The following is a 20,009-nucleotide window of genomic DNA, read 5'->3' as shown; positions in this document are numbered from 1 at the left end:
CATCGTGGTTACCGTCTGCTGTTACAACCCACAAAGTTGTGTAGATACCTATGGCTATCGCAGGCAAGCCAGCTCCCACAGGGATCGCGTTTTGCCTCAGCAGCGTGGTGTGTGCTGGTCCATGGCCTTGCCCACCAGCAATACGCTCAGTTCGCTCAATTGATGAATGGCCAGGGCTATATCGCGATGTTTGCCGGTGAGGTCATCGGACAGGTCGAGCAGGAGGGTACTGACGGAGCAGACGGTTTCGTAGCTGTTGGCCAGTAGGGTTTCGGTGGAGATATCGGGGATGAGGGTGAAGAGGGTGGTTGGCGGCGTATCGATTTGTTTGATCATTAGAGCATCCTGGAATGGGCTGCCGCCGTATCGCTACTAAACGAGGGTGGCAACTGTACGCAGGTTAGTAGACCGGTGGACACTCAAAGCCGGCGCACCCGAAAGTGCCCTACGCACAGCCGCCATTAACGCGGGCAGACTTATGCACTTAGAGTGACCGAACTCGGGCTACTAAACCCGATCACCGAGAAATTCAGCGACCGTCAAACCTTAGAGACCGCCACCGAGGCGCACAAGCCGGCGGATTCTGACGTAAGCGTAGGCAGCGGAGCAAGGCGCTTACTGCAATGTCAGGCACTTCCTACAGGCGTCCCACAGCGCTCTGACTGCTCTTACACGATTACGTAGGAAATCTGAGTTTCAGGTGGTTCAGTTAAAAATTTATTGATTGACCCACCGCCTTCGCGAGCAAGCCCGCTCCCACAGGGGATCTGTGCCAGGCGCTGATTCTGTGGGCATCACATTGATTGTGTTCGGCTCGACGCTCAGGTGCTCTCGCGCACCTGCAACTCAAACCCCATATCCACCACCGGCTTGGCCACCTTGTTGCCCGCCATGATCGTCAGCAGATGCTCCGCCGCTCGGCGCCCGATGGCTTCCCGTGGCGTGCTGATGCTGCTCAGGCGCGGCACCATGAAGGACGAGGCGGGCAGGTCGTTGAAACCCAGCACGGCTACACGTTCCGGCACCTTGATGCCGTGGCGCAGGGCTTCGAGCAGGGCGCCCTGGGCCAGGTCGTCGTTGCCGAAAAAGATCGCGTCCACCTCCGGGTGGGCGGCCAGCAGTTGCAAAAACAGTTCGCCACCCAGGCCCACGGAGGACGGGCGTGGCGTCAGCAATTCCAGCGCCGGGTCATACAGGCCGGCCTGTTGCAAGGCGCGGCGAAAGCCTTCGCCACGCAGCAAGGTGCGTTGGTCCAGTTGGGCGCCGATATAGGCCAGGCGCTTGCGACCCCGGGACAGCAAGTGCGCGGCCGCGGTCTCGCCCGCGGCCAGTTGCGAGAAGCCCACGCAGTTCACCCCTGCATTGGGGTCCAGATCCATCATGTACACGCAGGGCACATTGCTGGCCTCGACCATTCGTCGCGCGCTTTCGGTGCGGTCAAAGCCGGTCAGCAACAAACCCCGCGGCTGGTAGGCCATGTAGTTGCGCAGCAGGTCTTCTTCTTCATCGCGCGAATAATGGGAGTTGCCGATCAGTACTTCAAAGCCCTTGGGCCGCAGTACCTGATGGATGGCTTCCAGGGTTTCGATAAACAGCAGGTTGGAGAGTGACGGCACCAGTACCACCACCGAATGGCTTTGCGCCGAGGCCAGGGCGCGGGCGGCGGGGTTGACCACGTAGCTCAGTTCGGCGGCGGCCTGTTGCACTTTTTCCACCAGTTCGGTGGCCACCGTGCTGATGCCGCGCAGGGCGCGGGAGGCGGTGATCGGGCTGACGCCAGCAAGGCGCGCCACTTCATTGAGGGTAGGGCGGCCCGTTGTGCGGGTATTTTTATCGTTCTTGGAGGTCATCAGGCGGCTTGCCAAACAAAAATCGAGGCACTAAGGTAGCGCTGTCTCCAAAGGGCTGCAAATTCTTGGATAAAGGGTTGCCTGATCCTGTCCAAAACCATTGGAGCGGATGCACGCGTCACTCCATAAAAATGACAAGTCGGCGCGGGAAAAGCCTGTTTTTGCACTAGCCTTACGCTATGCAAAGGTAGCGCTATCTGCGTCCTGAGGTGTTTCATGAGTCAACCTGTTACCGCCCTGGTCATCATGGGTGTTTCCGGCTGTGGCAAGTCCAGCGTCAGCCAAGCCCTGTGCGCCCTCAACGGCGCCACTGCCATTGAAGGCGACAGCTTTCACCCCGCCGCGAACATCGAAAAGATGAGCGCCGGCCACCCCCTCAACGACGACGACCGCGCCGGCTGGCTCGACATCCTGTGCGATGAACTGCGCCGTGCGTTGAAGGCCGGCGAGCATCCCGTACTGACCTGTTCGGCCCTGAAGAAAAAATACCGTGACCACCTGCGCGAAGCCGCGCCGGGCCTGGGTTTTGTCTTCCTGGAGCTGACCCGCGAAGTCGCCGCCGACCGCGTGTCTCACCGCCCCGGCCATTTCATGCCGGCCAGCCTGATCGACAGCCAGTTCGCCACCCTTGAATCGCCCAAGGGCGAGCCGCTGACCCTGGCGCTCAACGCCAGTGAAGACAGCGTCGAGGAACTGGCCGAGCAGACCAATACCTGGTGGCACAAGCACGGCTTTGAACCTACTCATTAATTTTTTGCCGGAAAAGATAGCGCTATCCCCGGCAGGAAGTTCAACACCCGCTTTAATAACAACAACAAACAGGAGAGACCCCCCATGTTTGGCATGTCCCACGAGTCTTACCTGCTGCTAGATGCAGTAGTCACTATCATCGGGTTGATCGTACTGATCACCAAGTTCAAGGTGCACCCGTTCATTGCACTGATCATCGCGGCCGGTTTCCTCGGCCTGACCTCGGGCATGCCCGTGGACAAGATCATCAAGGCGTTCCAGGACGGCTTCGGCGGGGTGCTCGGCTTTGTCGGCATCATCCTCGCGCTGGGCACGATGCTCGGCAAGATGATGGCCGAGTCCGGCGGTGCCGATCAGATCGCCCAGACCCTGATCCGCGCCTTCGGCAAGGAAAAGGTCCAGTGGGCGATGATGTTCGCCGCGTTCCTGGTGGGCATCCCGCTGTTCTTCGAGATCGGCTTTGTGTTGCTGATCCCGCTGGTGTTTATCGTCGCCCGGCGTACCGGTGTATCGCTGATCAAGATCGGCATCCCGCTGCTGGCCGGTCTGTCGGCAGTGCACGGCCTGGTGCCACCGCATCCAGGCCCGCTGCTAGCCATCGGCGTGTTCGGCGCCGATATCGGCAAGACCATCCTGTACGGCCTGATCGTTGCTCTGCCGACCGCCATCATCGCCGGCCCGATCTTCGGTACGTTCATCGCCAAGTACATCCCGGGCAACCCGTCCCAGGAACTGGTGGACCAACTGGCCCGCGAGCCGGAGAACAAAGACCTGCCGAGCTTCAGCATCACCCTGATCACCGTGCTGCTGCCGGTGTTCCTGATGCTGCTCAAAACCTTCGCCGACATCGCCTTTGCCGAAGGCAACGTGGTGCGCAACTGGATGGACATGATCGGTCACCCGATCACTGCCTTGCTGCTGGCGTTGCTGCTGTCGCTGTACACCTTTGGCCATCGCCAGGGCATCCACTCCAAGCAGATCCTCAAGTTGCTCGACGCCAGCCTTGCGCCGACCGCCGCGATCATCCTGATCATCGGTGCCGGTGGTGGCTTCAAGCAGATGCTGGTCACCAGCGGTGTGGGTGACGTGATCGGCCATATGGCGGTGAACGCGCAGATCAACCCGATCCTGCTGGCGTGGCTGGTGGCGGCGGTGATTCGGATTGCTACCGGTTCAGCGACGGTTGCGACCATTACCGGTGCGGGCATTGTGGTGCCGGTGGTGGGCATGATCCCTGGGGTTAACCGCGAGTTGCTGGTGCTGGCGACGGGCGCAGGTTCGTTGATCCTGTCTCACGTCAACGATGCGGGGTTCTGGCTGGTCAAGCAGTACTTCAACATGACCGTGGCCGAGACGTTCAAGACCTGGACGGCGATGGAGACCATTCTGTCGATCGTGGCGCTGATCTTCATCATGTTGCTGTCGTTGGTGGTGTAACAGGCACCGCAAAACAAATGTGGGAGCTGGCTTGCCTGCGATAGCATCACCTCGGTACATCTGAAACACCGAGGTGTCTGCATCGCAGGCAAGCCAGCTCCCACATTGATTGGGTTTCTTCAGGTGGATCAGGTCAGGCTTTGCTGACCAACCCATCCGCCCTGAACATGCCGCGTATCCCACGCACGGCCTGGCGAATCCGGTCCTGGTTTTCGATCAGCGCAAAGCGCACATGATCGTCGCCATACTCACCAAAGCCGATCCCCGGCGACACACACACCTTCGCTTCCAATAGCAGTTTTTTAGCAAACTCCAGCGAGCCCATGGCGGCATATTGCTCGGGAATCTTGGCCCAGACGTACATCGACGCCTTCGGGTTCTCCACCATCCAGCCCAGCTCATGCAGGCCCTTGACCAGCACATTGCGGCGCTGGCGGTACTGCTCGGCGATGTCTTTGACGCACTGTTGGTCGCCTTCCAGCGCCGCAATTGCCGCCACTTGCAGCGGGGTGAAGGTGCCGTAGTCGTGGTAGCTCTTGATGCGCGCCAGGGCGTTGACCAGTTCCGGGTTGCCCACCATGAAGCCGATGCGCCAGCCGGCCATGTTGTAGCTCTTGGACAGGGTGAAAAACTCCACCGCAATGTCCTTGGCGCCGGGCACTTGCATGATCGAGGGGGCTTTCCAGCCGTCGTAGACGATGTCGGCGTAGGCCAGGTCGTGCACCACCAGTACGTCGTACTGCTTGGCCAGGGCGATCACCCGTTCGAAGAAGTCCAGTTCCACGCACTGCGCGGTGGGGTTGGACGGAAAGCCCAGGATCATCATCTTCGGCTTGGGGATCGAGCCGCGAATCGCGCGCTCCAGCTCAGCGAAGAAATCCACGCCGGGTATCAGTGGCACCGAACGTACCTGGGCGCCGGCGATCACTGCGCCGTAGATATGAATCGGGTAGCTGGGGTTGGGCACCAGCACAGTATCGCCCTGGTCCAGGGTGGCTAGCATCAAGTGCGCCAGGCCTTCCTTGGAACCGATGGTCACGATGGCTTCGGACTCGGGGTCGATATCCACCGCGTAACGATCCTTGTACCAGCGCGAGATTGCCCGGCGCAGGCGCGGGATACCTTTGGAGGTGGAGTAGCCGTGGGTGTCGTCACGTTGGGCGACGGTGACCATTTTCTCCACGATGTGGGGAGGCGTGGCGCCGTCAGGGTTACCCATGCTCAAGTCGATGATGTCTTCGCCGCGCCGACGCGCAGCCATCTTCAGCTCGGCAGTGATATTGAAAACATAGGGGGGGAGTCGATCTATGCGCGCAAAGCGGCGCGGCGAACCTTGGTCTGCCATTGTTGCCTCGAGGTACGTAAGCGCCCGGAACCGTCCGAGCGACGTCGGCCACTGCGGTGGCCTGCGGGGCAGACAATACGGGCGATGATGGCCAGTTGTCCAGATGCGTCGAAAATTTTTCTACATGGAGTACGAGGTGGATATGCCCCTATACTCGATGCGGGTTTGTTCCCTCATAAGAAGGAGACTGTTCGTATGGATCAGCAGACAAAAAAACCGTTGGAGCTACGCCTGGAAGCTGGCAAGGCCCTGGTGATCGCCGGGGTGCAAGGGCGATATTCGAAGGCCACCGTGGGCGATATCCCACGGCTGTGGGAGTTGTTCGATACCTGCATCAAGGACCTCAAGAAGCGCGTCGGCGGTGTGACCTACGGGGTGTGCCATAACCCGCATCACGGCGAATTCGATTACCTGGCAGGTGTTGAAGTCCCGGCCAAGAAGGACGTGCCGAGCAATTTCGAGGTGATCGAAATTCCGCCACTCAACTATGCCGTGTTCCCCCACTACGGGCCGGTGCAGGCGCTTGAGCAAACCTACGAACGCATCATGTTCGAATGGCTGCCGCACTCGGGCTACAAGGTCATGGGCGCGGATTTTGAGCGCTACAGCGCGGATTTCGATGCCAGGAAGGGTACGGGCACGGTGGAAATCTGGTTGCCGATCGGGGAGCGGGGCTGACACTGCACCTGATGTCACGTAAACAGGACATGCACGAATGGAAGTCATGTTTACGTGACATTGCCGCTATGGATTAAGCCTGAAGCTCAAACGGCGCTCATACCCCACCCGGCCCTTGTACGCCTCGCCGCGATCCACCCATCCCGCCCCCAGATACAACCCCATCGCCGCCCGATTGTGGGTGTCCACCGATAGCTCCAACCCCTTGATGTGCGGCCACGCCTCACGCGCCAGGGCGGGCAGTGCCTGCAAACATGCCTTGCCGTATCCACGCCCCTGCTGATGCCGGTCTACCTGTAGCGCGTGGAGTGTGGCGCTGTGTTCATCGGCCCAATGAGGCAGGCACGGCGGGCGCTTGAGCAGCAGGAACGCCACCGGAAGGTCATCGGCCAACAACGCAAAGCCCTTGACCCCAGGGCTTGGCTTGGCGAGCAGAGTGTTGAGCGCGCAATACATATCACCGCAAAACGGCAGTTGTTCAGGGTGAACTTCGATGGCGCCGACTTGCTGTTGTTGCACAGCATTCAGCGCCTCGTAGGCGACGAGGCGGGTTTGCATCGGGCTATCCGAACGGCTGCAAGGGAGGGGGCAGTTTATCGGGTTTGGGCCACGGGAAATTATTTTTCAGGGGGATGTCGATTTCCCTCGAGGCCATTCGACTAAGGGTGTCTTCCGTGATTATCCACCCCAAGGAGTCATCGCCATGAGCACTGCAATCAAGAGCTTGATCGAGCAATGGAAACACGCCGTCGTCAGCCGTGATATCGATCAGATTGTCAGCTTTTACGCCGACGATATCGTCTCGTTCGACGCTGTAACCGCCCTGCAATTCAAAGGCAAGGCGGCCTACCGCGCGCACTGGGAAGCGTGCATGGAGCACTGCCCCGGGCCCGGCATCTTCGAGTTTCATGAACTGCATGTCGTCGAAGCGCCAGACAGCGCATTCGCCCATTGGCTGGCCCACTGCGGCGGCGCCGGGCCGGACGGTGAGGTGAAGGCCTGCTGGATGCGCGTAACCGCCGGCTACCAGCGTATCAATGGCCAATGGAAGGTGGTGCATGAGCACTGGTCGGCGCCGTTTGATATGCACAGCGGCACGGCGTTGTTCGACCTGAAACCTTGAGCACCGCGAACTATAGTCAGTAGTCCGAAAACGGAGAACGCCATGAAATACCTGTGCCTTATCTACAGCGACGAACAGGTGTTGCACACCTCACCCGACAGCCCCCATGACTCGGAATGTCTGGCCTACGCCGAGTCCATCCAGGCCAGCGGGCGCATGCTCGCTGCCGAGCCGCTGGAGTCGGTGACCACCGCCACCACAGTGCGCATGCGCAACGGCAAGCTGTCGATCACCGATGGGCCGTTTGCCGAAACCAAGGAGCAGCTCGCCGGGTTCTACCTGATCGACGCCAAGGACCTCAATGAAGCGCTCCAGGTGGCGGGCGGCATTCCGGCGGCCCGGGTCGGCAGTGTGGAAGTGCGCCCTGTGCGCCAATTGGATCTCTCAACACAATAATCAAAAGCCTTGAGGAGGTTTCCCCGTGAACACTCAACCCGCTCAATTTGAACTGTCCATCAGCCGCTTGATCGATGCGCCGCGCCGCCGGGTGTTTCGCGCCTGGACCGAGCCAACCCTGCTGCAACAATGGTGGGGCCCCCACGGCATGACCACCCCTGAATGCGAGATGAACCTGTGGGTCGGCGGCTTGTTCCGCACCTTGATGCGCGCGCCGGATGGCAGCGAATACCCGACCCAGGGCGTATTCCTGGAGATCGACGCGCCCAACCGCCTGGTGTTTACCGACGCGTTCATGCCGGGCTGGGTGCCTTCGGGCAAGCCGTTCATGAGCGCCGAAGTCACCTTTGAGGAGGTCGGGGGAAAGACCCTCTACACCGCCCGTGCCATGCACTGGAGTGCCGAGGACAAACAGGCCCACGAAGCCATGGGCTTTCATGACGGTTGGGGCCAGAGCCTGGACCGCCTGGTGAAGTTGGTGACCGAGGACATGGCCGATTGACCGCGCAGATCGACGCCATTTACCGCAGCGAATCACGCCGCGTGCTCGCGACGTTGATTCGCGTGCTGGGGGATTTCGACCTGGCCGAGGAGGCGCTGCATGAGGCGTTTTTTGTCGCCGTGCAGCGCTGGCCCGAGGATGGCGTGCCGGATAATCCTCGGGCGTGGCTGGTGTCCACCGGCCGCTTCAAGGCCATCGACCGCCTGCGGCGGCAGTCGCGGTTTACCCCGTTATTGGAGGAGCAGGCCGACGCGCTGGAGGCCGCGCCGTGGAGTGATGAAGACGTGGAAGACGACCGCCTGCGCCTGATGTTTACCTGCTGCCACCCAGCGTTGGCAGCCGATGCCCAGGTTGCGCTGACCCTGCGCGAGATCTGCGACCTGAGCACCGAGGCCATCGCTCACGCTTTTCTTGCCACGCCCACCACCATTGCCCAACGCATCGTGCGCGCCAAGGGCAAGATCCGTGAGGCGAAAATTCCCTATCAAGTGCCGTCCCGGGCCGAATTGCCCGAGCGGTTGGACAGTGTGCTGCGGGTGATTTACCTGGTGTTCAACGAGGGCTATTCGGCCTCGGCGGGTGCCGACCTCACCCGTGAAGACCTGACCCTGGAGGCCATTCGTCTGGGGCGCTTGCTGTTGGAGTTGCTGCCCGAGCCGGAAGTCATGGGCTTGCTGGCGTTGATGTTGCTGCACGAGTCGCGTCGGCCTGCCCGTACTTCTGCCAGCGGCGAACTGGTGCTGTTGGACGCGCAGGATCGTACGCTTTGGGACAGGGCCTTGATCGCTGAAGGCTGCGCACTGGTGGAGCAGGCGCTCACCTCGCGGCGCTTTGGACCGTATTGCCTGCAGGCGGCGATTGCCGCCGTACACGCCGAGGCGCCCAGCGCGGGGCACACCGATTGGCGGCAGATTGTCGGGCTCTACGATGTGTTGCTCAGGGCTGTGCCGTCGCCGGTGATCGAGTTGAACCGTGCGGTAGCGGTGGCGATGGAGCAGGGGCCGTTGGCGGGGTTGGCGCTGGTAGACAACCTTTTGCAGCGCGGTGAGTTGCAGGACTACCACTTGGCGCATTCGGCGCGTGGGGAGTTTTGCCGGCAGTTGGGGCGGTTTGACGAAGCCCGCAGGGCGTACGAAAAAGCTTTGTCCCTGACCCAACAAGCGCCAGAAAAACGCTTCATCACGCGACGCCTCGCCGAACTCAAATAGCCAAAACACTGTTATGACGCCCCGCGATCCAATGTGGGAGCTGGCTTGCCTGCGATGACGGCCTGACAGCCAACGTCTCTTTAACTGCCCCCTCTACATTGCACTGCGTTCACTCCAGCATCTTGCCCAGCAACCAGCTCCCCGCAGGCCCCGGCGGCTGGTGCCTGGACCACAGCGCATCCACCGCCACCGAACGCGGCCAACTGCGCACCTTGAGTTCAACCAATTGGTTACCGCCAAAGCGCTCCACCAGCCAGCGCGGTATTGGTGCCCAACCAAAACCCAGCTGCGCCATTTCCATCAGCATCAGGTAACTCGGCGCCGACCAGACGCGTTGCTTACCGCGGTTTTCATTGGGGCTGATGATGCTCGCCAAGCGCAACTCCCGGTGTTGTTGCAGCGTGTGCGGGTGAACCTTGCCCAGGCTCGCCAACGGGTGTTTAGGCGAGACGAACAGCGCGATCTCCGTGCGCTCTTCCACCGCAGAGAAGGTCAGATCGGGCGGGTAAACTTCCTGTTTCTCAACAAATGCGATCTGCGCCCGGCCACTTTGCACCAGCGCGATCAGGTCTTCGCATTCCGCGATCAGGCATTCCAGCTCAAGGTCCGGGTAGCGTCGTTCGAAGGCGGTGAGGGCGATCTCGAATCGATCAGACTGATAAGTATCGGACATGGCGATACTCAACTTCGGCTCCAGGCCTTGAGATAACTGACTGGCCGCCAGCTCCAGGCGGCTACTGGCTTCCAGCACTTGCTCAGCCCGTTGCAGCAAAACCTGCCCTGCGGGCGTGAGGGTCGGTTTGCGGCTGCTGCGGTCAAACAGCACCACATCCAGGTCGATCTCAAGGCTGGCCACCGCCGCGCTCACGGTGGACTGGCTCTTGCCCAGCTTGCGCGCCGCCGCGGAAAACGAGCCTTGGGTGGCCGCCTGGACAAACGCCTGGAGCACTTCATGGGAGGCCATGACTATCGCCTTGATCGATGGTTATTGGTTATGAAGTATCGAGACAAAGCCTGATCATGGCAACCATCGTCACTCACGGAGCCGGGTCATGACCCCTACCAAATCCCTTACTGAACGCGTTTTTCAAGCCCTTGGTTTCGAAGGGCTGGCCCTATTGATCTGCACGCCACTGCTGGTGTGGGTCACTGGCCGGCCGGCGCTGGAGATGGGCGCAGTGACCTTGGGCATCAGCCTGTTGGCACTGAGCTGGAACGTGGTGTTCAACAGCCTGTTCGACCGCCTTAAAGCTCGCCTGCAACTGGCCAACGGTGGTTGGACCCGTGTGCTGCACGCGCTGCTGTTTGAAGGCGGCCTGATTCTGCTGGCGGTGCCATTGATTGCTGCCTTGATGAAGATCAGCCTGTTGGAAGCCTTCATCCTCGACATTGGCGTGTTGTTGTTCTTCCTGCCCTACACCTACGTGTACCACTGGGGTTACGACGTCATTCGGGAAAAAATCAGCGAAAAAAATGCTACCCACTGTAGGAGCGAGCTTGCTCGCGAAGATCGCTAACGATAACGCGGGGCCTCTGTAAATACGCGGCGCTCTTGAGTTTTTCGCGAGCAAGCTCGCTCCTACAGGGGGCCGCCGTTTAGAGGAACATCCCGCCCGACGCTTCGATCCGCTGGCCGGTGATCCAGTGGCTGCCATCGGCCAGCAAGATCGAAATCGCGCCGCCAATATCGTCCGGCAAGCCGGCTCGGCCAAGAGCAGTGTTATTGGCCACCATCGCATTCACATCATTGTTATCGCGTACCGCGCCACCGCCGAAGTCAGTGGCAATCGCGCCCGGTGCCAGGGTGTTCACGGTGATACCCCGTGGGCCCAGCTCTTTAGCCTGGTAGCGCGACAACACTTCCACCGCGCCTTTCATGGACGCGTAGGCCGCATAACCCGGCAGGCTGAAGCGCGCCAGGCCGCTGGAGATATTGATGATGCGCCCGCCATCGCGGATCAGCGGCAGCAGTTTTTGCGTGAGGAAAAACGGTGCCTTCACATGGATCGCCACCAGTTGGTCGAACTGGGCTTCGGTGGTTTCGGCAAAGCTTGCGTAGGTGCCAACCCCGGCGTTGTTGATCAGGAAGTTGAAATGATCCTGGGCGAACACATCCTTGAGCAGGGTGCCGATCTGGCCAACGAATGCATCGAAGGTTTCACTCTGGCTGACGTCCAGTTGCAGCATGGCGGCGCGACCGCCCAAGGCCTCTACTTGGGCTATCACGGCTTGGGCTTCGGTCGCTGCGCTGTGGTAAGTGCCGATGATGTCGATGCCTTGCGCAGCCAGGTGCAGGGCGGCGCTTTTTCCAAGGCCACGACTGGCGCCGGTGATGAGTGCGATTTTACGGGTCATGGTGCAGTCCTCAAATGGGGTTAGTGGGATTGAGTGTATTTGTCCGGCCATAACGTGATAAACAGGCTGATATCGGAATCACTGGCCGGATAGGGCGAACAATCACATGAACAAGCTTGAGCTGCTGCGCACCTTCGTACGCGTCACTGAGTTGTCGAGCTTTACCCAGGCCGGCCAAAGCCTGGGCTTGCCGCGCTCTACGGTATCCGAGCATGTGCAGGCGTTGGAGGAGTTGCTGGGCGCACGGCTGTTGCAACGCACCACGCGCAAGGTGCAGGCGACCCAGGATGGTCGGGTGTTGTATGAGCGCAGCAAGGATCTGCTGGCGCATATGGAGGAGCTGGAAGGGTTGTTCCGTCAGGACGAAACCCAATTGGCCGGGCGCATACGGGTGGACATGCCCAATGTCATGGCGCGGGGCTTGATCTTGCCGAACTTGCCCACGTTCATGGCGCGCCATCCTCTGATCGACATGGAGATCAGCGGTTCGGACCGCCAAGTGGACCTGATCGCCGAAGGGTTCGACTGCGTGGTGCGTGTCGGCGCCCAGCCCGATCAAACCGTGGTAGCGCGACGGGTGTGCAGCATGCCGATGGTCAACTGCGCGAGTGCGGCGTACCTGCAACGGTATGGCGTGCCCAAAACCCTGGCAGACCTGGCGCATCATCAGTTGGTGCATTACGTGCGGCCACTGGGCGCACGCTCGGCCGGGTTCGAGTACTTGGTGGGCAACAAGGTGCAGCGGTTACCGATGGCAGGCCGGGTGACGGTCAACAGCACCGACGCCTATCAGTCGGCGTGCCTGGGCGGGTTTGGTATCACCCAGGTGCCGCAACTCGGCATACGCGACTTGTTGGCCAGCGGCGAGTTGGTGGCGGTGTTGCCCGACTACCAGGCGCCGCCCCTGGATGTGTCGTTGCTGTACGCCGGCCAGCGGCATTTGCCATTGCGAGTGCGGGTGTTCATGGATTGGTTGGCCGCCACCCTGCAAGCCCATCTCTAGCGGCGCGCCGACAACTGCTGCGGTGCCAGGAACGCGTCGTGGAAGTAGTCCCGGAACGCTTGCATCGCTGGGGTAAACGCACGCTCGCGGTGCCAAGCCAGGCCGACGCTCATGGGTGTGACCGGGTCGGTGACGGTCAGGGTTTCGATGCGTTTGCCTTCCAGGGACCAGGGCCGGTGCACCAGGTCTGACAGGATCGCCACGCCGCTGCCGTTGGCAACCATGCTGCGCACCGCCTCCACTGAGCTGGTGCGCAGCCGCACCTTGGGCGTTTGCCCGGCCTGTTCCCAGTAGCGCATGGCGCTGTGTTCGGCTTCATCGACGGTGAGCAAAATGTAGGGTTCTTGGGCCACGTCCGCCAGGCTCACGGCGCCGCGTTCGCACAACGGGTGATGGCTGGGCAGCCACAGGCGGCGTTCGGAGTTGAACAGAATTTCCGAGACGATATCCGCGTGGGTGAGGTTGGCGGTCAGCACCACGGCCATGTCGAACTGGCCGTCGAGCAGGCCCTGTTCGATGGCCTGGCGTTCCTGTTCGAACACCTCGATGGTCACGTCCGGATGCCAATGCTCCATGCGCTGCAAATGGTGCGGCAGGAAATAACCCAGCACCGTGTAACTGGCCGCCACCCGCAGCACGCCGCTGGCGCGGTAGTCCGGCAACGGGCTGTTGAGGGCGTCCTCCACGCTGCGCACAATCACGTAGGCACGGTTGAGAAAATGCCGCCCGGCATCGGTGAGGTTCATGCCCTGGGCCGAGCGCACGAACAACTGCACGCCGAGCATGGCTTCCAGCTCCTTGATCGCCGTGGTCACCGCCGATTGGGAAATATTCAAGTGAATCGCCGCCTGGGATATCTGGCCGATCTCGGCGGTGGCGACGAAATAGCGAACCTGGCGCAAGGTTAAAGACATATCGCACTCTGCTTATTGATCGTTCCCACGCTCTGCGTGGGAATGCCTCTTGTGACGCTCCGCGTCACGGTCTCAAGTGCGGACGCAGAGCGTCCATGGCTGCATTCCCACGCAGAGCGTGGGAACGATCGGGGGTCGAGGATAAAAAGCTATCTGATTTTCAGAAGATGGGCCATCTGATAATAGATCTTCCCAAGGGGTCAAGCCCCAGCCTACTTTGCGGGCATCACCTTTGGCGGAGCGACCTCGATGCAGGCAGTGGATTTCAATTCAGACATGGGCGAAAGCTTTGGCCCCTGGACCATCGGCGACGGCGTCGACGCAGAGCTGATGGCCTACATCAGCTCGGCCAATATCGCCACCGGCTTTCACGCCGGCGACCCCGGCACCATGCGCCGCACCGTCGAGCGCGCCAAGCAACTGGGTGTGGCGATTGGCGCCCACCCAGGCTTCCATGACCTGGTGGGTTTCGGTCGCCGGCATATCAACGCACCGGCCCAGGAACTGGTGGACGACATGCTCTACCAGCTCGGTGCCCTGCGTGAAATGGCCCGTGCCCAAGGCATGACCCTGCAACACATCAAGCCTCACGGCGCGCTGTACATGCACCTGGCCCGCGATGAAGAGGCCGCCCGGCTGTTGGTGCAAAACCTGCAAGTCATCGAGCCCACGCTGATGCTGTATTGCATGCCCAACTCGGTGATCTGGCGCATTGCCAAGGAACTGGGGCAACCGGTGGTGCGCGAGTTCTATGCCGACCGTGAATACGACCTGAGCGGCTCCATCGTGTTTACCCGCAATGTGCGGGCGCTGGACCCCGCCACAGTGGCCGCGCGGGTCTTGCGTGCGTGTCAGGCCGGCCTGGTGCGTACCGTCGAAGGCGAAGACCTGGCGATTGAATTCGATTCCATCTGCCTGCACAGCGACACCCCCGGCGCCCTGGAACTGGTGGAGGCCACCCGTGCAGCCCTGGACCAGGCGGGCATCGACGTCAGAACACCCCAATAAGATCCAACCCTTACTTTTTTGCCTGCCTTTCTACAATGATTCCAAGAGGAACAGACATGGCTGAAACGTCCCCCATCCGCTACAGCTTCGGCGGTGATGAACACCTGTTTGCTGAGGTCAGCGACAGCATGTCCCTGGAGGCTTTTTTCAAGGGCATGGCTGTGACCCGCGCCGTGGAGCGCCTGGCGCTGGAAGGCGTACTGGATGTCTGCCTGGCCAATGCATCGTTCCAGATTCGCTTCGACCCCGACCGCATAGCCCCTCACGCGCTGCTCGACGCCGTGCAAAGCGCCGAAGCCCAGGCCGTGGCCGAACGCACCTTGCGCACGCGCATCATCGAAATCCCGGTGCTCTATAACGACCCCTGGACCCGCGAAACCCTGATGCGTTTTCGTGACCGCCACCAAGACCCCAGCGGCACAGACCTGGAATACGCGGCACGCATCAATGGCCTGGCCGACGTGGACGCGTTCATCGCCGCCCACAGTGGCGCGCCGTGGTTTGTGTCGATGGTCGGCTTTGTCGCGGGCTTGCCGTTCATGTTCCAGATGGTCGAACGCGAGCGGCAATTGCAGGTACCCAAATACCTGCGGCCACGCACCGACACACCGAAACTGACCCTGGGCCATGGCGGCTGCTTTGGCTGTATCTACTCAGTGCGAGGGGCGGGCGGTTATCAGATGTTCGGCGTTACCCCGGCACCGATCTACGACCCGGCGCAGCAGTTGGCGTACCTCAAGGCGCACATGGTGTTCTTCCGCCCTGGCGATATCGTGCAGTTCAAGCCGATAGACCGCGAGGCTTATGACCGGGCCGTCGCCGAGGTGGACGCCGGGCGTTTCGATTTACGCATTCGCCCGGTGGAATTTTCCCTGGATGCCTTTCTCGCCGACCCCATCGGCTATCCGAAAACCCTGCAGGAGGCGCTGGCATGATCAAGGTCCTCAAACCTGGCCTCGCCACCTCCGTGCAGGACCTGGGCCGCGAAGGTTATTACCACTTGGGCATCCCGCCGTCGGGGGCGCTGGACCAATACGCGTTGAGTGCGGCCAACCACTTGGTGGGCAACCCCGTGGGCGCGGCGGGCCTGGAATGCACGCTGATCGGGCCAGAGCTGGAGTTCCAGCAGGACGCGCTGGTGGCCCTGAGCGGCGCCTTGATGTCGCCGCGCCTGGACGGTGAAGTGGTGCACCAGGACACCGCCTTTGCCGTGCGCGCCGGGCAGGTGCTGCGGTTCGAATTTCCCAAGGCCGGCGCACGCACCTACCTCGCCGTTGCGGGTGGTATCGACGTGCCGTTGGTGCTCGGCAGTCGCTCCACCTACACCCTCGGCGCCCTCGGCGGGTTTAATGGCCGGCGCTTGCAGGAGGGCGATCAATTGCCGATCGGTACCGCCAGCGGTACCGGGCGTGCGGGCAACAGCTTGCCGATGGCGTTGCGGCGTTCGGTCGGTGGTGATGTGACATTGCGAGTGGTGCCGGGGCTGTATTACGAGCGTTTGACTGACGAGGCCAAAAGCAGCTTTTTTGCCGAGCCATGGACGGTGGGCTCCGAGGCCGATCGCATCGGCTATCGCTTCAAGGGCGGCAGCGCGTTGAGCTTCCAGCCACGGGAACAGCCGTTTGGCGCGGGCTCCGATCCTTCAAACATCGTCGACAGTTGCTACCCGATTGGCTCGATTCAGGTACCGGCAGGGCTCGAACCGATTGTGCTGCACCGCGATGCGGTGTCGGGCGGTGGCTACGCGATGATTGGCACGGTGATCAGCGCCGACCTGGACTTGATCGGGCAGATGCAGCCCAACCAGCGGGCGGGGTTTGTGGCGGTAAGTCTCGAGGAGGCTTTGGAGGCGCGGCGGGTGTACAAGAAGCGGCTCAAAGCGATGGCTGGACTCTTCAGTCACTGACCCGACGCATAACCCCTGTGGGAGCTGGCTTGCCTGCGATAGCGGTGAGTCAGCTTGCATTGTGTTGGTTGATCCACCGCAATCGCAGGCAAGCCAGCTCCCACAGTTGGGGCTTATTTCAATTTGAGAATTTGCGAAAGGCCCAACGCCCGGCGATCAGGGTAAAGGTTGCGACCAAGGCCACCAATATCCAGAAGCCTTCCGGGTCCTGGGACAGCGGCACCCCACCCACATTCATGCCAAAAAAGCCGGCAATGATGTTGATCGGCAGCGCCAGCACTGTCACCACCGTGAGGGTGAACAGCGTGCGGTTGCTCTGTTCATTAAGGTTGGCGGCGATCTCTTCCTGCAACAGCTTGATGCGCTCGCCCAGGGCGGTCAGGTCGTTGATGATCAGCGCAAACTCCTCGGTGGATTTGCGTAACTCCTTCACGTCTTCCTTTTGCAGCCATTGCGGCGGGCGATTGAGCAGGCGCAGCAGCGAGCCCGGTTCCAGCGCCAGCAGGCGTTGCAGGCGCACCAGCACGCGGCGGGCCGCACCCAGTTCGGCGCGGTTGGTGGACAGGCGCGAAGACAACAGCTGATCCTCGATATGGTCAACGCTGATACTGGTCTTGCGCACGATCTGCGTCAGCACTTCGCCCTGGTCGCGCAGCAGGTGCACCAGCAGTTCCAACGGCGAGCGAAAGTGTTCACCGGCCTTCACCGACGAGCGCAATTTATCCACCGAGTGCAACGGCTGCAGGCGCGCACTCACCAGCAAGCGGCTGCGGGCGCACACCCACAGCGTGGAAATATCCGACGACACCATGCTGCTTAAGTTGAACACCACATCGTTGACCACCGCCAGCAAGGCCGAGTCCACATGCTCGATGCGCGTGGAGCGCGACCCCTCGTGCAGGGCTTCAAAAAATTCTTCCGGCAGCGACAAATGCGCCTGCATCCAGCGCTCGCAGGCGGCGTGGGCCAGGTTCAGGTGCAGCCACAGGAATTCTTCCGGGTCTGGGGGTTGCTGCAAGGCGGCGAGGGCGGTGGCGGAATCAATTTGCTGGCCTTTCTCGCCGGGGCGAAAACGAAAACCGTAAAGCAGGCCAAACAGATCGGAATCCTGGTGGGCATGGTCGATGCTGTGGTTCATGGCGACTCGCAGAGAAAGGGCCTGTAGGACGTTTCACAGGTTCCTAGGCGAATCATTGCAAGGCGGTATGACGGTTATGTGACGGTTTGAGGCGCGCATAAAAAAACGCGCCACCCGAAGGTGGCGCGTTTTTTCAAGGTTCAACTCAGGTGTCTTGCTTGTTTTCCAGCACGGCACCGGTCTTGGCGTCGAGCTTCACTTCAAAGCGCTTGCCGGTGGTATCGGTCAGGTCCACTTCGTAGACGTACTGGTTGGCGACACCGTGTTTGGTGTCCAGCTCAGTGTCAGTGATCGAAGCACCAGGGTGAGTTGCCACGGCTGCTGCGTTGAGTTTGTCGAAAGGCATCACGGCGCCGGACTTGAGCAGGCCCTCGATATGATCCGGACGAACATCCGCCTGTGCCAGGCCGGCAGTCAGGGTCAGGGCGGTGGCAGCGAACAGGGCAGTCAAAGTTTTCATGGTGTGTGTCCTTCTTAGGTTGAGCTGTTTAAGTGGCGCCAGATTAACCGGCGCAACTTAACTCATCCTTAATGGCTCACTGACACCAATGCTTTTAGTACTTATGGTCGTTGAGCAGGTCTTGCACGCTGGACGACGGCCAGCGTTTGTAGAACTTCAGCAGTTCGGCGGCGCGGTTGGTGAAGATGCCGTCGACGCCGGCTTTCATGACTTTCTCGAAGTCCACCGGCTCATCCACGGTATACACATGCACCAGCAGGCCCTTGTCGTGGGTCAGCTTGTTCATTTCAGGCTTCACCAGGTCGGTATAGCTCTGGTCGCCGTGGTCGGTCAGCTCAGCCGACGGGCCGGTGCCGATGGCGCCGAGGCTTTTGGCTTCATCGACCCACTTTTCGAATTCGGCAGCGTCTTTAGGCTCTTGCTTGGCGTAGTAGGCGGCCTTGGTGGGTTCACCAGACTCGGCGAAGGTCACTTTGGATTTGGGCTCGATGCTGCCTTCACCCACCCACAACAGCAGGATTTTCGGGGTGTTGGGCATTTCTTTCTGCAGCTCTTTGAGGCTGGCGGTTTCGAAGGTTTGCAGCACCACGCGGCCCTTGCCTTGGCCGACACCGGTGTTGCTCTTGCCCAGCTTGGAACCGGCGGAGCTCAGCCAGCCTTTGTCCAGCAGCTTGTTTTTCAGGTCGGCTTCGATACCGGGGAACTGCTTGGGCTCCTTGGTCTCGATGTACAGGCCGGGTTTGTGCGAGGGGTTGCCTTCGGCGATCTTGATGATGTCGTCCAGGCTCAGGATCTTCAGGCCAACGAAACCAGGGCGCGCGCGGTCCGGGTAGGCGGCGTTGAACCAACTGCCGGCGTCGAGGGTTTGCAGCTCTTTCCAGGTGAACTCGTTGGCGGGTGCGTCTTTGCGCTCGGGAAACTTGGTGGCGACGTCGGTGGTGCGCTGCAGGTTGTTGTCGTGCAGGGCGAACAACACGCCGTCCTTGCTACGTTGCAGGTCCAGTTCCAGGTAGTCGGCGCCCAGGTCGCGTGCAACCTTATAGGCAGCAGCGGTGGATTCAGGCGCGTCATAGGAAGCGCCACGGTGAGCGATCACGGCAGGGTAGGGGATGCCTTCGTTTGTCGCCAATTCGGCCGGGCTGACCGGCTCGGCAGCCTGTGCCTGGCCAAGGCCGAGCATCAACGCCAGCAGCAAGGCGCTTTTGGAAAACGTGACAGGCATATGCGAAGTCCTTTCGTGGAGGTAACTTTGAGAAGGTGTCCTTTTTAACAATTGATTGCGAACGGCGCTATCACCAAACCGACATTAACGTGCGCACCGGCCAATTTTGTGGACTTTTTTGCAGGGCGTTGCAGTATTCTTACGGGTAGCTGCCCCGTCAGAGGGCGGTAATTTCTGCCACGCGTGTAAACCATCTTTCCAGTCCCTGTGGGACTTTTCAGTGAGGTTTACCATGCGCATCACTTCCGAGCTTATCTGCCAGGCCGCCGACCAACTCCAGGGTTTTGTCGGCCTCAACCGCAAGACCGGCCAGTACATCGTACGATTCAGCGAAGACTCATTTGGCATGGACGTGGCCGATGACGGCATCATCCCTACGGCCGAGTTCGTCTGGCTGCCGGTCGCCGACCACACCATGACCCTGTGCCGAGCGCGCCTGCAGTTGTTGCTCGACCAGAATATCGACGAGCGCATCAACATCACCGAGCCGCTACGCGTGTATATGCACCGGGTAGAGATCCCGCAGATCAGCGCGTTGCGTAGTTTGGTGAGTTAGTCGTCCGTCATTTTGCAAACGATGACGAGCAAAGGTGGGAGCTGGCTTGCCTGCGATGGCGGCCTGCCAGCCGACACTTATCTACCTGACACCCCGCGGTCAAAACTGTGGGAGCGGGCTTGCTCGCGAAGGCGGCCTGGCAGTCAACACAGTTGGAT

The 20,009-nt window shown here is 60.8% G+C and carries 23 protein-coding genes; 13 read left to right on the top strand and 10 right to left on the bottom strand.

Going from position 1 to position 20,009, the window contains the following annotated elements:
* Positions 1–96: 96 nt before the first annotated feature.
* On the bottom strand, positions 97–336 hold the full coding sequence (locus QK296_RS27775) for a DUF6124 family protein (protein WP_003193708.1): 240 nt from the start codon (positions 334–336) through the stop codon (positions 97–99).
* A 485-nt stretch (positions 337–821) separates the two neighbouring features.
* Positions 822–1,853 carry a LacI family DNA-binding transcriptional regulator gene (locus tag QK296_RS27770; protein ID WP_164692282.1) on the bottom strand — a complete coding sequence of 344 codons (1,032 nt, stop codon included), beginning with the start codon at positions 1,851–1,853 and terminating at the stop codon, positions 822–824.
* A gap of 213 nt (positions 1,854–2,066) precedes the next feature.
* Here QK296_RS27770 and QK296_RS27765 point away from each other — a divergent pair, with 213 nt between their 5' ends.
* Positions 2,067–2,600, top strand: a complete 534-nt coding sequence (locus QK296_RS27765; protein WP_003193705.1) for a gluconokinase — start codon at positions 2,067–2,069, stop codon at positions 2,598–2,600.
* An 84-nt stretch (positions 2,601–2,684) separates the two neighbouring features.
* Positions 2,685–4,037, top strand: a complete 1,353-nt coding sequence (locus QK296_RS27760; protein WP_003193703.1) for a GntP family permease — start codon at positions 2,685–2,687, stop codon at positions 4,035–4,037.
* A 133-nt stretch (positions 4,038–4,170) separates the two neighbouring features.
* On the opposite strand, the gene alaC is transcribed toward QK296_RS27760, so the two are convergent.
* Complete coding sequence (gene alaC, locus QK296_RS27755; RefSeq protein WP_034134341.1) at positions 4,171–5,382, bottom strand: alanine transaminase; 1,212 nt, start codon at positions 5,380–5,382, stop codon at positions 4,171–4,173.
* Positions 5,383–5,577: 195 nt separating this feature from the next.
* Here alaC and QK296_RS27750 point away from each other — a divergent pair, with 195 nt between their 5' ends.
* The gene (locus tag QK296_RS27750; RefSeq protein WP_003193700.1) at positions 5,578–6,060 is read left to right on the top strand and encodes a GyrI-like domain-containing protein; all 483 of its coding nucleotides are present in this window, start codon (positions 5,578–5,580) and stop codon (positions 6,058–6,060) included.
* Between the two features lie 66 nt (positions 6,061–6,126).
* On the opposite strand, the gene QK296_RS27745 is transcribed toward QK296_RS27750, so the two are convergent.
* Positions 6,127–6,618 carry a GNAT family N-acetyltransferase gene (locus QK296_RS27745; RefSeq protein ID WP_003193698.1) on the bottom strand — a complete coding sequence of 164 codons (492 nt, stop codon included), beginning with the start codon at positions 6,616–6,618 and terminating at the stop codon, positions 6,127–6,129.
* A 145-nt stretch (positions 6,619–6,763) separates the two neighbouring features.
* Here QK296_RS27745 and QK296_RS27740 point away from each other — a divergent pair, with 145 nt between their 5' ends.
* From QK296_RS27740 to QK296_RS27725, 4 genes are read left to right on the top strand one after another with little or no spacing between them, the layout of a single operon-like run.
* Positions 6,764–7,183: a nuclear transport factor 2 family protein gene (locus tag QK296_RS27740; RefSeq protein ID WP_003193697.1), complete on the top strand. Its 420-nt coding sequence runs from the start codon at positions 6,764–6,766 to the stop codon at positions 7,181–7,183.
* Positions 7,184–7,225: 42 nt separating this feature from the next.
* The gene (locus QK296_RS27735) at positions 7,226–7,579 is read left to right on the top strand and encodes a YciI family protein (protein ID WP_003193695.1); all 354 of its coding nucleotides are present in this window, start codon (positions 7,226–7,228) and stop codon (positions 7,577–7,579) included.
* A gap of 25 nt (positions 7,580–7,604) precedes the next feature.
* A complete protein-coding gene (locus tag QK296_RS27730; protein ID WP_034134338.1) occupies positions 7,605–8,081 on the top strand; it encodes an SRPBCC family protein in 477 nt (158 codons plus the stop codon).
* Positions 8,078–9,289, top strand: coding sequence for an RNA polymerase sigma factor (locus QK296_RS27725; protein WP_003193691.1), 1,212 nt, complete (start codon positions 8,078–8,080; stop codon positions 9,287–9,289). The genes QK296_RS27730 and QK296_RS27725 overlap by 4 nt, the downstream gene beginning before the upstream one ends.
* A gap of 109 nt (positions 9,290–9,398) precedes the next feature.
* Here QK296_RS27725 and QK296_RS27720 read toward each other — a convergent pair whose 3' ends face one another.
* Positions 9,399–10,253 carry a LysR family transcriptional regulator gene (locus QK296_RS27720; RefSeq protein WP_169856202.1) on the bottom strand — a complete coding sequence of 285 codons (855 nt, stop codon included), beginning with the start codon at positions 10,251–10,253 and terminating at the stop codon, positions 9,399–9,401.
* An 88-nt stretch (positions 10,254–10,341) separates the two neighbouring features.
* Between QK296_RS27720 and QK296_RS27715 the strand changes: the two genes are divergently transcribed.
* Positions 10,342–10,806, top strand: a complete 465-nt coding sequence (locus QK296_RS27715; RefSeq protein ID WP_034134337.1) for a multidrug/biocide efflux PACE transporter — start codon at positions 10,342–10,344, stop codon at positions 10,804–10,806.
* 79 nt (positions 10,807–10,885) lie between these two features.
* On the opposite strand, the gene QK296_RS27710 is transcribed toward QK296_RS27715, so the two are convergent.
* Positions 10,886–11,644, bottom strand: a complete 759-nt coding sequence (locus QK296_RS27710) for an SDR family oxidoreductase (protein WP_003193687.1) — start codon at positions 11,642–11,644, stop codon at positions 10,886–10,888.
* Positions 11,645–11,750: 106 nt separating this feature from the next.
* Here QK296_RS27710 and QK296_RS27705 point away from each other — a divergent pair, with 106 nt between their 5' ends.
* On the top strand, positions 11,751–12,647 hold the full coding sequence (locus tag QK296_RS27705) for a LysR family transcriptional regulator (RefSeq protein ID WP_137203927.1): 897 nt from the start codon (positions 11,751–11,753) through the stop codon (positions 12,645–12,647).
* On the opposite strand, the gene QK296_RS27700 is transcribed toward QK296_RS27705, so the two are convergent.
* Positions 12,644–13,561, bottom strand: coding sequence for a LysR family transcriptional regulator (locus QK296_RS27700; protein ID WP_014719628.1), 918 nt, complete (start codon positions 13,559–13,561; stop codon positions 12,644–12,646). The genes QK296_RS27705 and QK296_RS27700 overlap by 4 nt on opposite strands.
* Positions 13,562–13,810: 249 nt before the next feature.
* Between QK296_RS27700 and QK296_RS27695 the strand changes: the two genes are divergently transcribed.
* The 3 genes from QK296_RS27695 to QK296_RS27685 are packed head-to-tail and all read left to right on the top strand — an operon-like array spanning position 13,811 to position 16,475.
* The gene (locus QK296_RS27695) at positions 13,811–14,569 is read left to right on the top strand and encodes a 5-oxoprolinase subunit PxpA (protein WP_169856200.1); all 759 of its coding nucleotides are present in this window, start codon (positions 13,811–13,813) and stop codon (positions 14,567–14,569) included.
* A 56-nt stretch (positions 14,570–14,625) separates the two neighbouring features.
* Complete coding sequence (locus QK296_RS27690) at positions 14,626–15,504, top strand: allophanate hydrolase subunit 1 (protein WP_169856198.1); 879 nt, start codon at positions 14,626–14,628, stop codon at positions 15,502–15,504.
* Complete coding sequence (locus QK296_RS27685; RefSeq protein WP_057711745.1) at positions 15,501–16,475, top strand: biotin-dependent carboxyltransferase family protein; 975 nt, start codon at positions 15,501–15,503, stop codon at positions 16,473–16,475. The genes QK296_RS27690 and QK296_RS27685 overlap by 4 nt, the downstream gene beginning before the upstream one ends.
* 118 nt (positions 16,476–16,593) lie before the next feature.
* Here QK296_RS27685 and QK296_RS27680 read toward each other — a convergent pair whose 3' ends face one another.
* The 3 genes from QK296_RS27680 to QK296_RS27670 form a co-directional block, all read right to left on the bottom strand.
* A complete protein-coding gene (locus QK296_RS27680; protein ID WP_282392123.1) occupies positions 16,594–17,613 on the bottom strand; it encodes a transporter in 1,020 nt (339 codons plus the stop codon).
* Positions 17,614–17,758: 145 nt separating this feature from the next.
* Entirely contained in the window at positions 17,759–18,073 is a 315-nt protein-coding gene (locus QK296_RS27675; protein ID WP_003193676.1) for a PepSY domain-containing protein, read from the bottom strand.
* A 94-nt stretch (positions 18,074–18,167) separates the two neighbouring features.
* Positions 18,168–19,295 (bottom strand): glycerophosphodiester phosphodiesterase, encoded by a 1,128-nt coding sequence (locus QK296_RS27670; protein WP_105228078.1) that lies wholly within the window; start codon positions 19,293–19,295, stop codon positions 18,168–18,170.
* A gap of 232 nt (positions 19,296–19,527) precedes the next feature.
* Here QK296_RS27670 and QK296_RS27665 point away from each other — a divergent pair, with 232 nt between their 5' ends.
* A complete protein-coding gene (locus QK296_RS27665) occupies positions 19,528–19,851 on the top strand; it encodes a DUF2025 family protein (RefSeq protein WP_282392121.1) in 324 nt (107 codons plus the stop codon).
* Positions 19,852–20,009 lie beyond the last annotated feature (158 nt).

It is taken from the genome of Pseudomonas sp. AL10 (genome assembly GCF_029960685.1).
GTDB classification, from domain to species: domain Bacteria; phylum Pseudomonadota; class Gammaproteobacteria; order Pseudomonadales; family Pseudomonadaceae; genus Aquipseudomonas; species Aquipseudomonas lactis.
Note: the sequence above shows the minus strand (reverse complement) of the source record. Positions and strands in the feature narration are given on the sequence as shown.

Bases quoted from the DNA above. Each gene is read 5' to 3' on its own strand.
- QK296_RS27775 (WP_003193708.1), bottom strand. From the start codon at position 336: ATGATCAAACAAATCGATACGCCGCCAACCACCCTCTTCACCCTCATC.
- QK296_RS27765 (WP_003193705.1), top strand. From the start codon at position 2,067: ATGAGTCAACCTGTTACCGCCCTGGTCATCATGGGTGTTTCCGGCTGT.
- QK296_RS27760 (WP_003193703.1), top strand. From the start codon at position 2,685: ATGTTTGGCATGTCCCACGAGTCTTACCTGCTGCTAGATGCAGTAGTC.
- alaC (WP_034134341.1), bottom strand. From the start codon at position 5,382: ATGGCAGACCAAGGTTCGCCGCGCCGCTTTGCGCGCATAGATCGACTC.
- QK296_RS27750 (WP_003193700.1), top strand. From the start codon at position 5,578: ATGGATCAGCAGACAAAAAAACCGTTGGAGCTACGCCTGGAAGCTGGC.
- QK296_RS27745 (WP_003193698.1), bottom strand. From the start codon at position 6,618: ATGCAAACCCGCCTCGTCGCCTACGAGGCGCTGAATGCTGTGCAACAA.
- QK296_RS27740 (WP_003193697.1), top strand. From the start codon at position 6,764: ATGAGCACTGCAATCAAGAGCTTGATCGAGCAATGGAAACACGCCGTC.
- QK296_RS27735 (WP_003193695.1), top strand. From the start codon at position 7,226: ATGAAATACCTGTGCCTTATCTACAGCGACGAACAGGTGTTGCACACC.
- QK296_RS27720 (WP_169856202.1), bottom strand. From the start codon at position 10,253: ATGGCCTCCCATGAAGTGCTCCAGGCGTTTGTCCAGGCGGCCACCCAA.
- QK296_RS27715 (WP_034134337.1), top strand. From the start codon at position 10,342: ATGACCCCTACCAAATCCCTTACTGAACGCGTTTTTCAAGCCCTTGGT.
- QK296_RS27710 (WP_003193687.1), bottom strand. From the start codon at position 11,644: ATGACCCGTAAAATCGCACTCATCACCGGCGCCAGTCGTGGCCTTGGA.
- QK296_RS27705 (WP_137203927.1), top strand. From the start codon at position 11,751: ATGAACAAGCTTGAGCTGCTGCGCACCTTCGTACGCGTCACTGAGTTG.
- QK296_RS27700 (WP_014719628.1), bottom strand. From the start codon at position 13,561: ATGTCTTTAACCTTGCGCCAGGTTCGCTATTTCGTCGCCACCGCCGAG.
- QK296_RS27695 (WP_169856200.1), top strand. From the start codon at position 13,811: ATGCAGGCAGTGGATTTCAATTCAGACATGGGCGAAAGCTTTGGCCCC.
- QK296_RS27690 (WP_169856198.1), top strand. From the start codon at position 14,626: ATGGCTGAAACGTCCCCCATCCGCTACAGCTTCGGCGGTGATGAACAC.
- QK296_RS27685 (WP_057711745.1), top strand. From the start codon at position 15,501: ATGATCAAGGTCCTCAAACCTGGCCTCGCCACCTCCGTGCAGGACCTG.
- QK296_RS27680 (WP_282392123.1), bottom strand. From the start codon at position 17,613: ATGAACCACAGCATCGACCATGCCCACCAGGATTCCGATCTGTTTGGC.
- QK296_RS27675 (WP_003193676.1), bottom strand. From the start codon at position 18,073: ATGAAAACTTTGACTGCCCTGTTCGCTGCCACCGCCCTGACCCTGACT.
- QK296_RS27670 (WP_105228078.1), bottom strand. From the start codon at position 19,295: ATGCCTGTCACGTTTTCCAAAAGCGCCTTGCTGCTGGCGTTGATGCTC.
- QK296_RS27665 (WP_282392121.1), top strand. From the start codon at position 19,528: ATGCGCATCACTTCCGAGCTTATCTGCCAGGCCGCCGACCAACTCCAG.